A 14,144-nucleotide genomic window follows, 5' to 3' on the forward strand; every position below is an offset into this window, starting at 1 on the left:
CGGCGAACAGCAGCAGGAGGCGGGCGACATGACCGACACCAATGGGACCGGGGACACGCTGGACGGTGCGGTGATCGCGGTCGCCGGAGCGGCCGGACCGGCCGGCAAGGCCACCCTCAAGCGGCTCGCGGAGGCGGGCGCCACCGTCATCGGGGCCGACGCGGACGCCGAGCGCCTGGTGGAGGCCGTCGACGAGGCGCGCTACGCGCACGGCGGGGCCACCGTCATCGGCGACAACGTCGACCTGCTCGACCTGCACGCCACCCGCGACTGGGCGGGCCGCGTCGAGAAGGACTTCGGCCGGGTCGACGGCCTCGTGCACCTGGTGGGCGGCTGGCGCGGCGGCGCCACCTTCGCCGACACCGACCTCGCCGACTGGGACCTGCTCGAAAAGCTCCTGATCCGCACGGTGCAGCACACCTCCCTCGCGTTCCACGACGGCCTGTCCCGCAGCGACCGCGGCCGCTACCTGCTGATCAGCGCCGCCGGTGCCTCCAAGCCGACCGCGGGCAACGCCGCGTACGCCGCCTCCAAGGCCGCCGCCGAGGCGTGGACGCTCGCGCTCGGCGACTCCTTCCGCAAGGCGGGGGGCGAGACGGGGCCGAAGCAGGCGGCTGCGATCCTGGTGGTCAAGGCGCTGGTGCACGACGCGATGCGCGCCGAACGCCCCAACGCGAAGTTCGCGGGCTTCACGGACGTCACGGAACTGGCCGAGGCCATCACCGGCGTCTGGGAGCGGCCCGCCGCCGAACTGAACGGGACCCGTCTGTGGCTGACCGAGAAGCCGTGAATCCGCCCAACCACGTGCAGAAGACCGACGCCCGCCGGCATCACGACCCCGCCACCAGGGGTTTCGCCAGCGACAACTACGCCGGGGGCCACCCCGAGGTGATGGCGGCGCTCGCCCTCGCCAACGGCGGGCACGACGTCGCGTACGGCGGGGACGCGTACACGGTCCATCTCCAGCAGATCATCCGCAGCCACTTCGGCCCCACCGCCGAGGCGTTCCCGGTGTTCAACGGCACGGGCGCCAACGTCGTCGCGCTCCAGGCGGTCACCGACCGCTGGGGCGCGGTGATCTGCGCCGAGTCCGCCCACATCCACGTCGACGAGGGCGGCGCCCCGGAGCGCATGGGCGGCCTGAAGCTGCTCACCGTGCCCACGCCCGACGGCAAGCTCACCCCCGAGCTGATCGACCGGCAGGCGTACGGCTGGGACGACGAGCACCGGGCGATGCCGCAGGTCGTCTCGATCACGCAGTCCACCGAACTCGGCACGCTCTACACGCCCGACGAGATCCGCGCGATCTGCGAGCACGCCCACGAGCGCGACATGGTCGTGCACCTCGACGGCTCCCGGATATCCAACGCGGCCGCGTCGCTCGACGTCCCCATGCGGACGTTCACGAACGCGGTCGGCGTCGACATCCTGTCGCTCGGCGGCACCAAGAACGGTGCGCTCTTCGGCGAGGCCGTCGTCGTCCTCAACCAGGACGCGGTGCGTCACATGAAGCACCTGCGCAAGCTGTCCATGCAACTGCACTCCAAGATGCGCTTCCTGTCGGTGCAGTTGGAGGCGCTGTTCGCCAAGGACCTGTGGCTGCGCAACGCCCGGCACGCGAACGAGATGGCCCAGCGCCTCGCCGAGGGCGCCCGCGCCGTCGGCGGCGTCGAGATCCTCTACCCGGTGCAGGCCAACGGCGTCTTCGCCCGCCTCCCGCACGACGTGTCCGAGCGCCTCATGAAGAAGTACCGCTTCTACTTCTGGGACGAGACGGCCGGCGACGTGCGCTGGATGTGCTCGTACGACACCAGCGAGGAGGACGTCGACTCCTTCGTCGCGGCACTCAAGGAAGAGATGGCGCGCTAGCCGACGAGCCTCCTGGAACGCATAGGTATGCGACCGACCGCAAATCCATTGACGCGCGGTCGGTCGCGTTCCTATGCTCGCGTGTCATGGAGCTGATCCAGCAGAATCCCGATCTGTCCGCATATCTGGCGGCCGACGACGTCATCGACCACCACCACCCGCTCGTGCGGGAGACGGCGGCGCGCCTCGCGCGCGACGCCGTCGATTCATATGCATACGCGCGCGCCGCCTACGCGTTCGTCCGGGACACGATTCCGCACTCCGCGGACAGCGGGGACATGCGGGTGACGTGGCGGGCGTCCGACGTGCTGGAGAAGCGCACGGGGATCTGTCACGCGAAGGCGCACGCGCTGGCGGCGCTGCTGCGGGCCGAGGACATCCCGACGGCCCTGTGCTACCAGCGGCTCACGCACGACGCGGGGACGGGCTGGTGCCTGCACGCACTGACAGCCGTACGGTTCCACGGCGCCTGGCACCGCCAGGACTGCCGCGGCAACGGACCGGGTGTCGACGCTCAATTCTCCCTGGAGGGGGAGCGGTTGGCGTGGGTGCCGGACCCGGCGGCCGGCGAGGTGGACCATCCGCAGCTGTTCGCCGCGCCGCACCCCGCGGTGCTGGACGTGCTGCGCGGCGCACCCGACCGCCCCCACCTGTGGGAGAACCTGCCGGACACGCTCGCGCCGCTGGAGGTCAGCCCGCTTCCGCGGCCCTGACCTGCTCCGGTGTCGGGGCCGTGCCGCCCAGGTGCGCCGGCATCCACCACGTGTCGTCCGGACCCTTGGGGCGTACCGGGTAGGCGCGCTGCGCTGCCTCCAGCAGCTCCTGTACGCGGTCCTTCAGGCGGCGCGTGATGGCCCCCGCGTACTGGTCGCCCGGCGCCTCCACGGGCTCGCCGACGCGGACCGTGATCGGGATGTGCTGCCGCTTGAAGTTGCGCGGCTTGCCCTTGGTCCACAGCCGCTGCGTGCCCCACAGCGCCATCGGCACCAGCGGCACCCCGGCCTCCTGCGCGAGGCGCACGGCACCGGTCTTGAAGTTCTTGAGCGTGAAGGACTCCGAGATCGTCGCCTCGGGGAAGACGCCGACGATCTCGCCCGAGCGCAGCGACCGCAGCGCGTGCTGGTACGCGTGCTCGCCCTGGGTGCGGTCCACCGGGATGTGCTTCATGCCGCGCATCAGCGGTCCGGAGATCTTGTGCCGGAAAACCGATTCCTTCGCCATGAAGCGGACGAGCCGCTTCTGCGGCAGGGCGGCGAGGCCGTCGAAGATGAAGTCCAGGTAGCTGATGTGGTTGCTGACCAGGACTGCTCCGCCGGTACGCGGAATGTTCTCCGAGCCCTTGCAGTCGATCTTCAGGTCGAGCGCCTTGAACATCGTGAGTGCGGCGCCAATGACCGGACGGTAGACGAGCTCTGCCATGGAGGGGGTGGGCCCTTCAGTAAGTTACGCGGCCGTAGGTTTTCCGGCTTGCGCAGATCGTGCCCCATCAACGGCTGGGTGACCAGTCCTGGTTCCACGCCTGTACGAGATCCTGGTCACGTGCCGGGAATACGCGAACGGCCCGCGAACGCTGCACCGGACGCGGTGGATCAAAGGAGGAGCAGGGTGACCGTGGGTGAACGCACATGGAGCGCCGAGCAGTTGGGCGAGGAGCTGGGGGAGCGGGCGACGCTCGTCCAGTTCTCCAGCGCGTTCTGCGCCCCCTGCCGGGCCACCCGCCGCGTCCTCGACGAGGTCGCCGCGATGGTGCCGGGCGTCTCTCATGTCGAGATCGACGCCGAGGACCGCCTCGATCTCGTCCGCGACGTCGGTGTCCTCAAGACCCCGACCGTGCTCGTCCTCGACGCCCGCGGTCGCGAGGTGCGCCGCGCGTCCGGCCAGCCGCGCAAGGTGGATGTCATCGCGGCGCTCGGCGACGCGGTGTGACCGGACGGTGACGCGGGCGCGTGACGCATCTCCCAGATGACGGAACGCACTTGACTGCACGCGCCACGTATCGTCAGGGTGACCTTATGCCTTCGGATCTCCTTCTCGTCGAGCGGTTCCACGTGGACCTGGCTCGCTGTTCGAGCGCCCGCTGTCCGCGTGTCTGACGCAGCCACGGCCCTCCGCTCGAACCCTCCTGCCAGAAGGACAACTCCATGACGGCCACACCCGATCTGCGCACCGCCCAGGCGGCCACCCCCGAACTGCTCCGCTCCGTCTTCCGGCAGCACGCCGCCGGAGTGGCGGTGATCACGGCGCCCGGCGCGAGCCCCGTCGGCTTCACCGCCACGTCCCTCGCCTCCGTCTCCGCCGAGCCCCCGGTCATCTCCTTCGGTATCGGTGTCGGCTCCTCGAGCTGGCCCACCGTCGCCGAGGCCGAGCACGTCGGCGTGCACATACTCGGCGAGCACCAGGCCGACCTCGCCGCGACGTTCGCGAAGAGCGGCGCCGACCGCTTCGGCGCACCCACCCGCTGGTTCGAGGGGCCGCAGGGTGTGCCCGTCCTCGACGGCGTCCTCGCCTGGCTCGTCTGCAAGGTGATCGCGCGGGTGCCCGCGGGAGACCACCAGATCGTGCTCGCGGAGGCGGTCAGCGGGGACCCCGCCGGGGCCGGTCGTCCGCTGCTCTACCACCAGGGCCGCTTCAACGGCCTGCGCGACTGAAAGTTCCTGTGCCGACCGGTTACGGAGCGTTGGCAAGGTCACAGTTCAAAGCGCTTGCTTAGTGGGCATAAGCTGGGTGTACTGGCGAGTAACGTTTCCGTCGGAGCGCGGGCCGCCCCGACCGGAAGAGTCCGCACAAGGCGCATATGCTGCCTGCGAGAAGGCGTTTTCAGCCGCAGCAGAACAGCAGGCGAACCGCCAGTACAGCTGGTAGCAAGACAGCCGCCCAGTTAAAGACGATTGCAGTAGGAGAGCCGGCGTGAGCTTGAGGATCGTTGTCACCGTGAAGTACGTGCCGGACGCCACGGGCGACCGGGGTTTCGCCGATGACCTGACCGTGGACCGTGACGATGTCGACGGTCTGCTGTCGGAGCTGGACGAGTACGCGGTGGAGCAGGCGCTCCAGATTTCCGAGAACTCGGACGACGACGTGGAGATCACCGTGTTGACGGTGGGCCCGGAGGACGCCAAGGACGCGCTGCGCAAGGCGCTGTCGATGGGCGCGGACAAGGCGATCCACGTGGAGGACGACGACCTGCACGGCACCGACGCGATCGGTACCTCGCTGGTGCTGGCGAAGGCGATCGAGAAGGCCGGCTACGACCTGGTCGTCTCCGGTATGGCGTCCACGGACGGCACCGCGGGCATCGTGCCGGCGCTGGTGGCCGAGCGGCTGGGGGTGCCGCAGGTGACGCTGCTGTCCGAGGTCGCGGTCGCCGGTGGCAAGGTCACGGGCCGTCGTGACGGCGACACCGCCTCCGAGCAGCTGGAGGCGGCGCTTCCGGCGGTGGTGTCGGTGACCGACCAGTCCGGTGAGGCGCGTTACCCCTCGTTCAAGGGGATCATGGCGGCGAAGAAGAAGCCGGTCGAGGCGTGGGACCTGGAGGACCTGGACCTGGAGGCCGAGCAGGTGGGTCTGGAGGGTGCCTGGACGAAGGTCGCCTCCGCGGACGAGCGTCCGGCGCGCACCGCGGGCACGATCGTCAAGGACGAGGGCGAGGGCGGCAAGCAGCTCGCCGAGTTCCTCGCGGGCCAGAAGTTCATCTGAGCTTCAGCCGTACCCACCCATCGCCCAAGTTCTTTGTGATTGCAGGAGATTGAAGTCCCATGGCTGAAGTTCTGGTCTTTGTCGACCACGTGGACGGTGCCGTCCGCAAGCCCACCTTGGAGCTGCTGACGCTGGCCCGCCGGATCGGTGACCCGGTCGCGGTCGCGCTGGGCAACGGTGCCGCCGACACCGCCGCGGCGCTGGCCGAGCACGGCGCGGTGAAGGTGCTCACCCACGAGGCCGCCGAGTACGCCGACTACCTGGTCGTGCCGAAGGTGGACGCCCTCCAGGCCGCCTACGAGGCCGTGTCTCCGGCCGCGGTGCTGGTGCCGTCCTCCGCCGAGGGCAAGGAGATCGCCGCGCGTCTGGCGCTGCGCATCAAGTCGGGCATCATCACCGACGCCGTGGACCTGGAGGCCGGTGACGGCGCCCCGGTGGCCACCCAGTCGGTGTTCGCCGCGTCCTACACCACCAAGTCCACCGTCACCACCGGCACGCCGGTGATCACGGTCAAGCCGAACTCCGCCGCCGTGGAGGCCGCCCCGGCCGCCGGCACGGTCGAGGCGCTGACCGTGTCCTTCTCCGAGCAGGCCACCGGTACGAAGGTGACCTCGCGTACGCCGCGTGAGTCGACGGGCCGTCCGGACCTGACCGAGGCCGCGATCGTGGTCTCCGGTGGCCGTGGCGTGAACGGGGCCGAGAACTTCTCGGTCATCGAGGCGCTCGCCGACTCCCTGGGTGCGGCCGTCGGCGCCTCGCGTGCCGCGGTGGACGCGGGCTGGTACCCGCACTCCAACCAGGTCGGCCAGACCGGCAAGAGCGTCTCCCCGCAGCTGTACATCGCCTCCGGTATCTCCGGCGCGATCCAGCACCGGGCGGGCATGCAGACCTCGAAGACGATCGTCGCGATCAACAAGGACGCCGAGGCGCCCATCTTCGACCTCGTCGACTACGGCGTCGTCGGCGACCTCTTCGACGTCGTCCCCGCCCTGACCGAAGAGGTCAAGACCCGCAAGGGCTGAGACGGATCCGACGTCGACGGGGCCGCGTGGTGTTCGCACCGCGCGGCCCCGTCCGCGTACCGGGACGATGCGGGGAGTCTCGAAAAACACCCATTGACGCCGATCAAGCCGACGGTTAACTTCGCTATACGGATTGTTGATTCCGTGAAGTGGAAACATCGAGCATATGGAGAGTGCACGAATGGGTCAGCAGGAGAAGGTGTCGACGAGCCTCGCGGGCGCGGTCAGCGAGAGCATCAGCGCCTCACTCGCCCCGGTCGACGCGGAGCTCGCCCGCCGCTACCCGGGAGACCCCGGCACCCGTCAGCCCGTCCACACGGTCTACGTCCCCGGTGACGCGTTCAACGCCGACACCATCCGCACCTGGGGCGACAAGGCGCTCGCCCAGCTCGACGAGCACGCCCCGGACGCCGCGTCGTTCGCCGCCGCCCTCGGGCTGACCGACGACCTCGCCGAGCCGGTCTACAGCCGCGTACGCGCGAAGCTGGAGCGCGAGCCGGTGGAAGACCTGCGCGTCGACTTCGAGGACGGCTACCGTCCCGCCTCCGACGCCGACGAGGACGAGACGGCCGCGCGCGCCGCCCGCGTCATCGCCGAGGCGTACGCGAACGGCACGGCCGCGCCGTACATGGGCATCCGCATGAAGTGCATGGAGGAGGCCGTCCGCGACCGCGGCATCCGCACCCTCGACATCTTCCTCACGGGCCTGATGGAGCACGGCGGCCTCCCGGACGGCCTCGTCCTGACCCTGCCGAAGGTGACGTACCCGGAGCAGGTCACCGCCATGGTGCGGATCCTGGAGGCGTTCGAGAAGCAGCACGGCCTGGAGCCCGGCCGGATCGGCTTCGAGATCCAGATCGAGACCAGCCAGTCCATTCTCGGCGCCGATGGCACGGCCACGGTCGCCCGCATGATCGAGGCGGCGGAGGGCCGCGCCACCGGTCTGCACTACGGCACCTTCGACTACAGCGCCTGTCTCGGTGTCTCCGCCGCGTACCAGGCCAGTGACCACCCGGCCGCCGACTACGCGAAGGCGGTCATGCAGGTCGCTGCCGCGGGGACGGGGGTGCGGGTCTCGGACGGCTCCACGAACGTCCTGCCGGTCGGCTCCACGGAGAAGGTGCACAACGCGTGGCGCCTGCACTTCGGCCTCACCCGGCGTGCGCTGGCCCGCGCCTACTACCAGGGCTGGGACATGCACCCCGGTCACATCCCGACGCGTTACGCCGCCGTCTTCGCCTTCTACCGCGAGGGCTTCGAGGCCGCCGCGGCGCGGCTCGCCGCCTACGCCAACCAGTCCGAGGGCGACATCGCCGACGAGCCCGCCACGGCGAAGGCCCTCGCCGGTTACCTCCTGCGGGGTCTCGACTGCGGCGCCCTCGACGTCGCCGAAGTCGCCCGCCTCTCCGGCCTCACCCGCACGGACCTCGAGTCCTACGCGTCCCCCCGCCGAGGCGACCTGACGACGTCCCCGAAGTAGCGTCCCCCCTGGCCGGCCGAGCGATCCACACCCTGGCGGAGCGCCCCCATCACGCCCCGCCAGGGCGAGCCCCTCACCCGGTTCGGGCGAGCCCCTCACCCCGTTCGGGCGAGCCATCCACGCCCCTGTCGGGACGAGCCCTACACGCCCTTGCGGTGGTCGAGCTGTTCAAGCCCCTGCGGCGATTGAGCAGCGGGGTCCGGGGCGGAGCCCCGCGGCCTCAGCCACGGAGCCGCCTGCTCAATCGCCGCAGGGGCTCAAAGGATTGGGGCTCTGCCCCATACCCCGCTGCTCAATCGCCGCAGGGGCTCAAAGGGCTTGGCCGCCGCAGGGCGTAGAAGACTCATGTGCCGAGGGAGCTCGAAGGTGAAAGCGCGGAGGGGGCTCGAAGGCGAAAGTGCCGAGGGGGCTCGAAAGGCTTGTTGGGGCCGGCCATCGCCGCCGAGGCCTATTGGCGCCGGGCCTCGCCGAAGGGGCTCGACGGCACCGCCCCACGCCGCACCAGCCCCCGCCTCATGGAACCGCCCAGCGCCGCTGAAGCCGAATGGGGCAGCCCGGACAGGGCAGTTGGCGGGATACCCTCCCGGGGTGGATCTGAGACTGGCGGCGTACGCCGTGTGCATCGAGGACGGCCACGCCCTCCTGGCCCACGCCGTCGCCCCCGACGGATCCCGCACCTGGACCCTCCCCGGCGGCCGGGTCGAGGGCGCGGAGGACCCCGTGGAGGCGGTCGTCCGCGAACTTGCCGAGGAGACCGGCCTGACCGGCGAGGTCGACCGCCTGCTGGGCGTGGACTCCCGCGTGGTCCCGGCCCCGGAACGCCGCGTCCCGGGCTCACCCCCGCTGCACAACGTCGGCATCTACTACACGGTCCGGATCACCGGCGGAGCCCTCCGTCCCGAACCCGACGGGAACACCGCCGAATCCCTCTGGACACCGCTCGACGGCATCGCGGAGCTCACCCGCTCCTCGCTCGTCGACATCGGCCTCACCCTGGCCCGCACCACCCCACCGACCGGCCACGTCACCCCCGTACCGGTGGGCGGCCCGATCCGGCACTGAGCCGCCCGGCCCGCCCCCGTACCCCGCTCACTCCGACGGCGGCAGCTCGCCCGAGCCGCGCTGGATCAGCCGCGTCGGCAGTTCGATCCGCTCGGGAGGCAGCGACGCCCCGTCGAGCTGGAGGAAGAGACGGTCCGCCGCCGTGCGGCCGAGCTGCGCGGCGTCCTGCGCCACCACCGTGACCCCGGGCTTCAGCAGATCGCCCAGCTCGATGTCGTCGAAGCCGACCAGGGCCACGGGCCGCTCAAGCTCGCTCAGAATGCGGACCGCCGTGACGGTCACACGGTTGTTGCCCGCGAAGATCGCCGTGACCGGGTCGGGGCCCGACAGCATCTCCTCGGCCGCCCGCCGCACCCGCTCGGGGTCGGTGACACCCAGCGACACCCACCGCTCGGCCGTGTCGAGCCCGGCCTCCTCCATCGCGGCCCGGTACCCGCGCAGCCGCTCCACCGCCGTGTGGATCCGGGGCTGGTCACCGATGAAGCCGATCCGGCGGTGCCCCTGGGCGATGAGGTGCGCGACCCCGTCCCGCGCGCCGCCGAAGTTGTCCGACAGCACCACGTCCGCGTCGATCTGCCCGGCGGGCCGGTCCACGAACACGGTGGCGACCCCGGCCGCGATCTCCGGCTTCAGGTACTGGTGGTCGGTGCCGGCCGGAATCACGACCAGGCCGTCCACGCGCCGCGCGCACAGCGCGAGCACCAACTCCTGCTCCCGCTCCGCGTCCTCGGCACTGGACCCGTTGATGAGCAGCGCGCCGTGCGCCCGCGCGACCTCCTCGACGGCGCGGCTGAGCGGACCGTAGAACGGGTCGGCCAGGTCCTCCAGGACGAGTCCGATGCTCGCCGTACGTCCCTTGCGCAGAACGCGCGCGCTGTCGTTGCGCCGGAAACCGAGCGCGGCGATCGCTTCCTGGACCCGGCGCTCCGTGTCCTCGGTGACGCCGGGCTCCGCGTTGACCACGCGGGAGACCGTCTTCAGGCCGACCCCGGCGCGCGCGGCGACGTCCTTCATCGTCGGGCGGTTGCCGTAGCGGCTCTCGGTGCGGGGGGCGGTACGGTCCACTGTGCGCTGTCCTGTCCTGTCGCCTGGGCGTGTGGCGTCGAGCATAGGGCCTGGACAACGTTGTCAGATGCGGGGGAGACTGTCCATCATCGCCCGGTCGCTGTTCGCGGCCGCCCATTCGACCTGCCTTTTCCGGGGGATCAGACACTGATGCACATGGACCTCGTCGCCGCGCTCGACATCGGCGGCACCAAGATCGCCGGTGCCCTTGTGGACGACCGGGGCCACCTCCTCGTCCGGGCGCAGCGCCCGACCCCCGCGCAGGAGGACGGCGACACGGTGATGGGTGCGGTGGAGGCGGTGCTCGGCGAGCTGACGGCCGCCGCGGCGTGGCCCCGGGTGCGGGCCGTCGGCATCGGCAGCGCGGGCCCCGTGGACCGTTCGCGGGGCACGGTCAGCCCGGTCAACGTGCCGGGGTGGCGCGGCTTCCCGCTGGTCGAGCGGGTGCGGGCGGTCACCGGTGAACTGCCGGTCGAGCTGATCGGCGACGGCGTGGCGATGACGGCCGCCGAGCACTGGCAGGGCGCGGCCCGCGGCCACGACAACGCGCTGTGCATGGTCGTCTCGACCGGCGTCGGCGGCGGCCTGATCCTGGGCGGCGCACTGCACCCCGGCCCCACGGGCAACGCGGGGCACATCGGCCACATCAGCGTCGACCTGGACGGCGACCCCTGCCCCTGCGGTGCCCGCGGCTGCGTGGAGCGCATCGCCAGCGGCCCCAACATCGCCCGCCGCGCCCTCGACCGCGGCTGGCGGCCGGGGCCCGACGGTGACGCGACGGCCGCGGCGGTGGCCGCGGCGGCCCGCGCCGGGGACCCGGTGGCGACGGCCTCCTTCGAGCGCGCGGCCCAGGCCCTCGCGGCCGGCATCGCGGCGACGGCGACGCTGGTGGAGATCGACATCGCGGTGGTCGGCGGCGGCGTGGCCAAGGCCGGCGACGTCCTGTTCACGCCCCTGCGCCGCGCGCTGCGCGACTACGCCACGCTGTCGTTCGTCCAGAACCTCACGGTGGCCCCGGCCTCCACGGGCACGGACGCCGGGCTCGTGGGTGCGGCGGCAGCGGCGCTGCGCACGGGTGCGGCCGTGAACGGGGTGCGGCGCCAGGCGGTGTGAGGGCGGCCGGTGCGCCCGTACCCGCTACCCGGCCTCGTCCCGGCGGTCCCCGCGCACCGCTTCGTCCACCGTCCACACCGGATTCAACAGGCGGGTCAGGCCGCCCATCTCGATGAGGCGGAGGGTGAGGCGCTGGCGGCAGACCACCGTCACGCGGCTGTCCCGGTGCCGGGTCTTGTGAGTGGCCCGCACCAGCAGTCTGAGCCCGGAGCAGTCGAGGAACGTGGTGCGCGTCAGATCGACCACCACCACGCGGTACGGCCCCGAGGCCACGGAGTCGAACATCGGGGCGAGCCGGTGGAAGGCCAGGATGTCGACCTCGCCGAAGAGTTCAATGACGACACAGTCCTCGACGGTGCGCAGCCGAGGCGTGGGAATGTCGTCGCCGAGCGCGGCCGATTCGCCGAAACCGCCGAGAGCGCAGTCCTGGTGACCGCTGCGTAGCATCTGGACCCCCGAGTGACGGGCCCGTCCGGTTCCCAGGGCGGGCCGGTCGGGCGAGCTGAGGCCGCCGGGGTCCAGGGCGCCTGGTCAAGCACGCTAGCGGGCCGATGCGCAGGCCGCGTCGGCGTAACGATTCCCAACCGCGCAACGTCACCGGATTGGGTGAATTACCCAGAAATCGCTTGACAGTTGACAGTGGATCGCTGGAGCTGCGGCCTGGGTGTTCGTCGCACACCCCGTGTGAATTCCGCACCGTCACCGGGCGTGCGCACACGGTGTCGCTCCGTGTCGGGCCGCGCTTGACTGGCCCGAAGAAAGAGCGGGAGGCCCAGAACAGGCCGCGACCGCCGACCGTCGGGCAGCGGTGGGTGCCGTCCGGCCGCCAGGTCTCCCGTGCGCGCCTCCGGGCTCCCCCCGATACCCGGAAGGCGCCCCGGGCGGTGTCATGGCGTGCGACCGCCTGGTACGGAGGGCCCGCCTGCCGCTACTTCCCTGGGCGGCGGGCGGGCGCCGGGCGCCGCCGCCCAGGATTGCTGGCCCATGCATCGATCCCCCTCATCAGCGTCTGGTTTCCGTGGCAGGGTGTTGCGGGCAAGCCACAGGGGGCCGATGGAGGAGGGGGAGCCGTGATCGTCTGGATCAACGGGGCGTCCCGTGCGGGGAAGACCACCGCAGCGCGGGAGTTGATCGACCTGATCCCCGACTGCACACTCTTCGACCCCGAGGTGATCGAGAGCGAGCTGGAGCGGCTGCTGCCCGCGAAACGGCTCGCCGAAGTGAGCACCCATCAGGATCTGCCGATCTGGCGGCGCCTCGTCGTCGACACGGCGGCCGCGCTCCTCGCCGAGCTGGGCGGCGTGCTCGTGGTCCCGATGGGGCTGCTGCGCCAGGAGTACCGCGACGAGATCTTCGGGGGACTGGCGGCGCGGCGGATCCCCGTGTGCCATGTGCTGCTTGCTCCAGGGGAAACGATCCTGCGCACACGGGACCCCGCCGGTGAGACCCCGGCCGACAGCGAGCCCTATCGCGCCGCCCTCGCGGGCTGGCTCGCCGCCGACGCCTACCCCGTGGACAACGGCCGACTGTCCCCGTACGAGACCGCCCTGCGGATCGCCGCCGCCCTGCGCACCGGGGACGTGGCGTCCTGCGACATCGTCCAGACGCCGGAGCCGACCGCCGAGACCGTCGCCGCGGGCGTATTGCTCTTCGACGACGAGGACCGCGTGCTGCTCGTCGACCCCACGTACAAGCCCGGCTGGGAGTTCCCCGGTGGGGTCGTGGAGGCGGGCGAGGCGCCCGCGCGCGCGGGCATGCGCGAGGTGGCGGAGGAGACCGGGATCGAACTCGACGACGTGCCGCGCCTGTTGGTTGTCGACTGGGAGTCGCCCGCCCCGCCCGGCTACGGCGGCCTGCGCCTGCTCTTCGACGGTGGCCGCCTCGCGGGCGCGCGGGCGCGCGACGTCCTGCTGCCGGGCCCCGAGCTGCGCGCATGGCGCTTCGTGACGGAGGAGGAGGCGGCCGATCTGCTGCCGCCCGTACGGTTCGAGCGGCTGCGCTGGGCCCTGAGGGCGCGCGAACGCGGCGCCGCCCACTACCTGGAGGCCGGAGTTCCGGTGGGCTGAGCGCCGGGCCGGTGCGGCGTGCGGCTCACGGCGCCGCCGCCCGCAGCGCCCCGGCCGCCCCGCCCGTCACCGGGTCGCCGTGCCCGAAGCACGCCACTTCGCTGTCGAGCGCGGCGAGCCGCCGGTACGAGGCGACCGCCCGCGCCCGGTCCAGGTTGAACACGCCGAGCATGACCTGCCCGTCCACCGGGGACACCGCGATCGCGTCGCCGGTGAACAGCACGCCGTGCTCCGGGAGGTGGATCCCGATCGACCCGTCCGTGTGGCCGGGCGCCCCCACCACGCGCGCGCCGCCACCGAAGTCGAGCACGTCGCCGTCGTCCAACTCCCTTACTCCGTAAGGGAGCACGGGATCGGCCGGAGGCGGCGGGAGCTGGGCCAGGGCCTGCTCGTGGATCGGCCGCTCCCACTCCTCGAAGACGGGATCCGGGCCGGGCCGCTCGCCGCGGACGAACGGCGCGTCCAGCCGGTGCGCGTACACCTCGGCGCCGCTCAGCCGCGCGAACTCCCCGGCGCCTCCCGCGTGATCCTCGTGGAAGTGCGTCAGCACGATCCGCCGGACGTCCTCGGGCGCGTGCCCCCAGTCCCGTACGGCGTCCGCGACGGGCGCCCCGGCTCCCGGCGCGCCCGCGTCGACGAGGGTCAAGGCGTCGCCGTCGCGCCAGAGATAGGCCTGGCCCACGGGGAAGCGCAGCATGCGCAGCCGGGGCGTGAGGTCGAGGACGGCGGTGGGTGCGTAAGGGGTCATGCCCGCGACCGTACGGCGGCCGC

Annotated in this window: 15 protein-coding genes; 11 read left to right on the forward strand and 4 right to left on the reverse strand. The window is 71.8% G+C overall.

Features of this window, described 5'->3' with window-relative positions:
- Positions 1 to 28 precede the first annotated feature (28 nt).
- The 3 genes from ACYBSK_RS13925 to ACYBSK_RS13935 all read left to right on the forward strand — a co-directional run bounded on the left by ACYBSK_RS13925 (position 29) and on the right by ACYBSK_RS13935 (position 2,582).
- Entirely contained in the window at positions 29 to 790 is a 762-nt protein-coding gene (locus ACYBSK_RS13925) for an SDR family NAD(P)-dependent oxidoreductase (protein ID WP_460247024.1), read from the forward strand.
- Positions 787 to 1,869: a threonine aldolase family protein gene (locus tag ACYBSK_RS13930; protein WP_460247025.1), complete on the forward strand. Its 1,083-nt coding sequence runs from the start codon at positions 787 to 789 to the stop codon at positions 1,867 to 1,869. Before ACYBSK_RS13925 ends, ACYBSK_RS13930 begins: the two co-directional genes overlap by 4 nt.
- A gap of 86 nt (positions 1,870 to 1,955) precedes the next feature.
- Entirely contained in the window at positions 1,956 to 2,582 is a 627-nt protein-coding gene (locus ACYBSK_RS13935; RefSeq protein WP_460246270.1) for a transglutaminase domain-containing protein, read from the forward strand.
- Here ACYBSK_RS13935 and ACYBSK_RS13940 read toward each other — a convergent pair.
- The gene (locus ACYBSK_RS13940) at positions 2,560 to 3,288 is read right to left on the reverse strand and encodes a lysophospholipid acyltransferase family protein (RefSeq protein ID WP_457477374.1); all 729 of its coding nucleotides are present in this window, start codon (positions 3,286 to 3,288) and stop codon (positions 2,560 to 2,562) included. The genes ACYBSK_RS13935 and ACYBSK_RS13940 overlap by 23 nt on opposite strands.
- Positions 3,289 to 3,453: 165 nt before the next feature.
- Here ACYBSK_RS13940 and ACYBSK_RS13945 point away from each other — a divergent pair, with 165 nt between their 5' ends.
- From ACYBSK_RS13945 to ACYBSK_RS13970, 6 genes are all read left to right on the forward strand, one after another.
- Positions 3,454 to 3,795, forward strand: a complete 342-nt coding sequence (locus ACYBSK_RS13945; RefSeq protein ID WP_460247026.1) for a TlpA family protein disulfide reductase — start codon at positions 3,454 to 3,456, stop codon at positions 3,793 to 3,795.
- Between the two features lie 215 nt (positions 3,796 to 4,010).
- On the forward strand, positions 4,011 to 4,517 hold the full coding sequence (locus ACYBSK_RS13950; protein WP_460246271.1) for a flavin reductase family protein: 507 nt from the start codon (positions 4,011 to 4,013) through the stop codon (positions 4,515 to 4,517).
- A gap of 259 nt (positions 4,518 to 4,776) precedes the next feature.
- Entirely contained in the window at positions 4,777 to 5,565 is a 789-nt protein-coding gene (locus ACYBSK_RS13955) for an electron transfer flavoprotein subunit beta/FixA family protein (protein WP_457477376.1), read from the forward strand.
- 59 nt (positions 5,566 to 5,624) lie between these two features.
- Positions 5,625 to 6,587, forward strand: a complete 963-nt coding sequence (locus ACYBSK_RS13960; RefSeq protein WP_460246272.1) for an electron transfer flavoprotein subunit alpha/FixB family protein — start codon at positions 5,625 to 5,627, stop codon at positions 6,585 to 6,587.
- Between the two features lie 181 nt (positions 6,588 to 6,768).
- The gene (locus tag ACYBSK_RS13965) at positions 6,769 to 8,067 is read left to right on the forward strand and encodes a DUF6986 family protein (RefSeq protein ID WP_460247027.1); all 1,299 of its coding nucleotides are present in this window, start codon (positions 6,769 to 6,771) and stop codon (positions 8,065 to 8,067) included.
- A gap of 588 nt (positions 8,068 to 8,655) precedes the next feature.
- Complete coding sequence (locus tag ACYBSK_RS13970) at positions 8,656 to 9,129, forward strand: NUDIX hydrolase (protein ID WP_460246273.1); 474 nt, start codon at positions 8,656 to 8,658, stop codon at positions 9,127 to 9,129.
- 27 nt (positions 9,130 to 9,156) lie between these two features.
- On the opposite strand, the gene ACYBSK_RS13975 is transcribed toward ACYBSK_RS13970, so the two are convergent.
- Entirely contained in the window at positions 9,157 to 10,239 is a 1,083-nt protein-coding gene (locus tag ACYBSK_RS13975; protein WP_460246274.1) for a LacI family DNA-binding transcriptional regulator, read from the reverse strand.
- A gap of 105 nt (positions 10,240 to 10,344) precedes the next feature.
- Here ACYBSK_RS13975 and ACYBSK_RS13980 point away from each other — a divergent pair, with 105 nt between their 5' ends.
- A complete protein-coding gene (locus ACYBSK_RS13980) occupies positions 10,345 to 11,307 on the forward strand; it encodes an ROK family protein (protein WP_457477380.1) in 963 nt (320 codons plus the stop codon).
- A gap of 24 nt (positions 11,308 to 11,331) precedes the next feature.
- Here the strand turns inward: ACYBSK_RS13980 and ACYBSK_RS13985 are convergent, their stop codons facing one another.
- Positions 11,332 to 11,754 (reverse strand): STAS domain-containing protein, encoded by a 423-nt coding sequence (locus ACYBSK_RS13985; RefSeq protein ID WP_457477381.1) that lies wholly within the window; start codon positions 11,752 to 11,754, stop codon positions 11,332 to 11,334.
- A 623-nt stretch (positions 11,755 to 12,377) separates the two neighbouring features.
- Between ACYBSK_RS13985 and ACYBSK_RS13990 the strand changes: the two genes are divergently transcribed.
- Positions 12,378 to 13,373: an NUDIX hydrolase gene (locus ACYBSK_RS13990; RefSeq protein WP_457477382.1), complete on the forward strand. Its 996-nt coding sequence runs from the start codon at positions 12,378 to 12,380 to the stop codon at positions 13,371 to 13,373.
- Positions 13,374 to 13,398: 25 nt separating this feature from the next.
- Here the strand turns inward: ACYBSK_RS13990 and ACYBSK_RS13995 are convergent, their stop codons facing one another.
- Entirely contained in the window at positions 13,399 to 14,121 is a 723-nt protein-coding gene (locus tag ACYBSK_RS13995) for an MBL fold metallo-hydrolase (RefSeq protein WP_460246275.1), read from the reverse strand.
- Between the last annotated feature and the right edge of the window lie 23 nt (positions 14,122 to 14,144).

The sequence above is a fragment of the Streptomyces sp. BYX5S genome, assembly GCF_054724165.1.

Bases quoted from the DNA above. Each gene is read 5' to 3' on its own strand.
- ACYBSK_RS13925 (WP_460247024.1), top strand. From the start codon at position 29: ATGACCGACACCAATGGGACCGGGGACACGCTGGACGGTGCGGTGATC.
- ACYBSK_RS13935 (WP_460246270.1), top strand. From the start codon at position 1,956: ATGGAGCTGATCCAGCAGAATCCCGATCTGTCCGCATATCTGGCGGCC.
- ACYBSK_RS13940 (WP_457477374.1), bottom strand. From the start codon at position 3,288: ATGGCAGAGCTCGTCTACCGTCCGGTCATTGGCGCCGCACTCACGATG.
- ACYBSK_RS13950 (WP_460246271.1), top strand. From the start codon at position 4,011: ATGACGGCCACACCCGATCTGCGCACCGCCCAGGCGGCCACCCCCGAA.
- ACYBSK_RS13960 (WP_460246272.1), top strand. From the start codon at position 5,625: ATGGCTGAAGTTCTGGTCTTTGTCGACCACGTGGACGGTGCCGTCCGC.
- ACYBSK_RS13965 (WP_460247027.1), top strand. From the start codon at position 6,769: ATGGGTCAGCAGGAGAAGGTGTCGACGAGCCTCGCGGGCGCGGTCAGC.
- ACYBSK_RS13975 (WP_460246274.1), bottom strand. From the start codon at position 10,239: ATGCTCGACGCCACACGCCCAGGCGACAGGACAGGACAGCGCACAGTG.
- ACYBSK_RS13980 (WP_457477380.1), top strand. From the start codon at position 10,345: ATGCACATGGACCTCGTCGCCGCGCTCGACATCGGCGGCACCAAGATC.
- ACYBSK_RS13985 (WP_457477381.1), bottom strand. From the start codon at position 11,754: ATGCTACGCAGCGGTCACCAGGACTGCGCTCTCGGCGGTTTCGGCGAA.
- ACYBSK_RS13995 (WP_460246275.1), bottom strand. From the start codon at position 14,121: ATGACCCCTTACGCACCCACCGCCGTCCTCGACCTCACGCCCCGGCTG.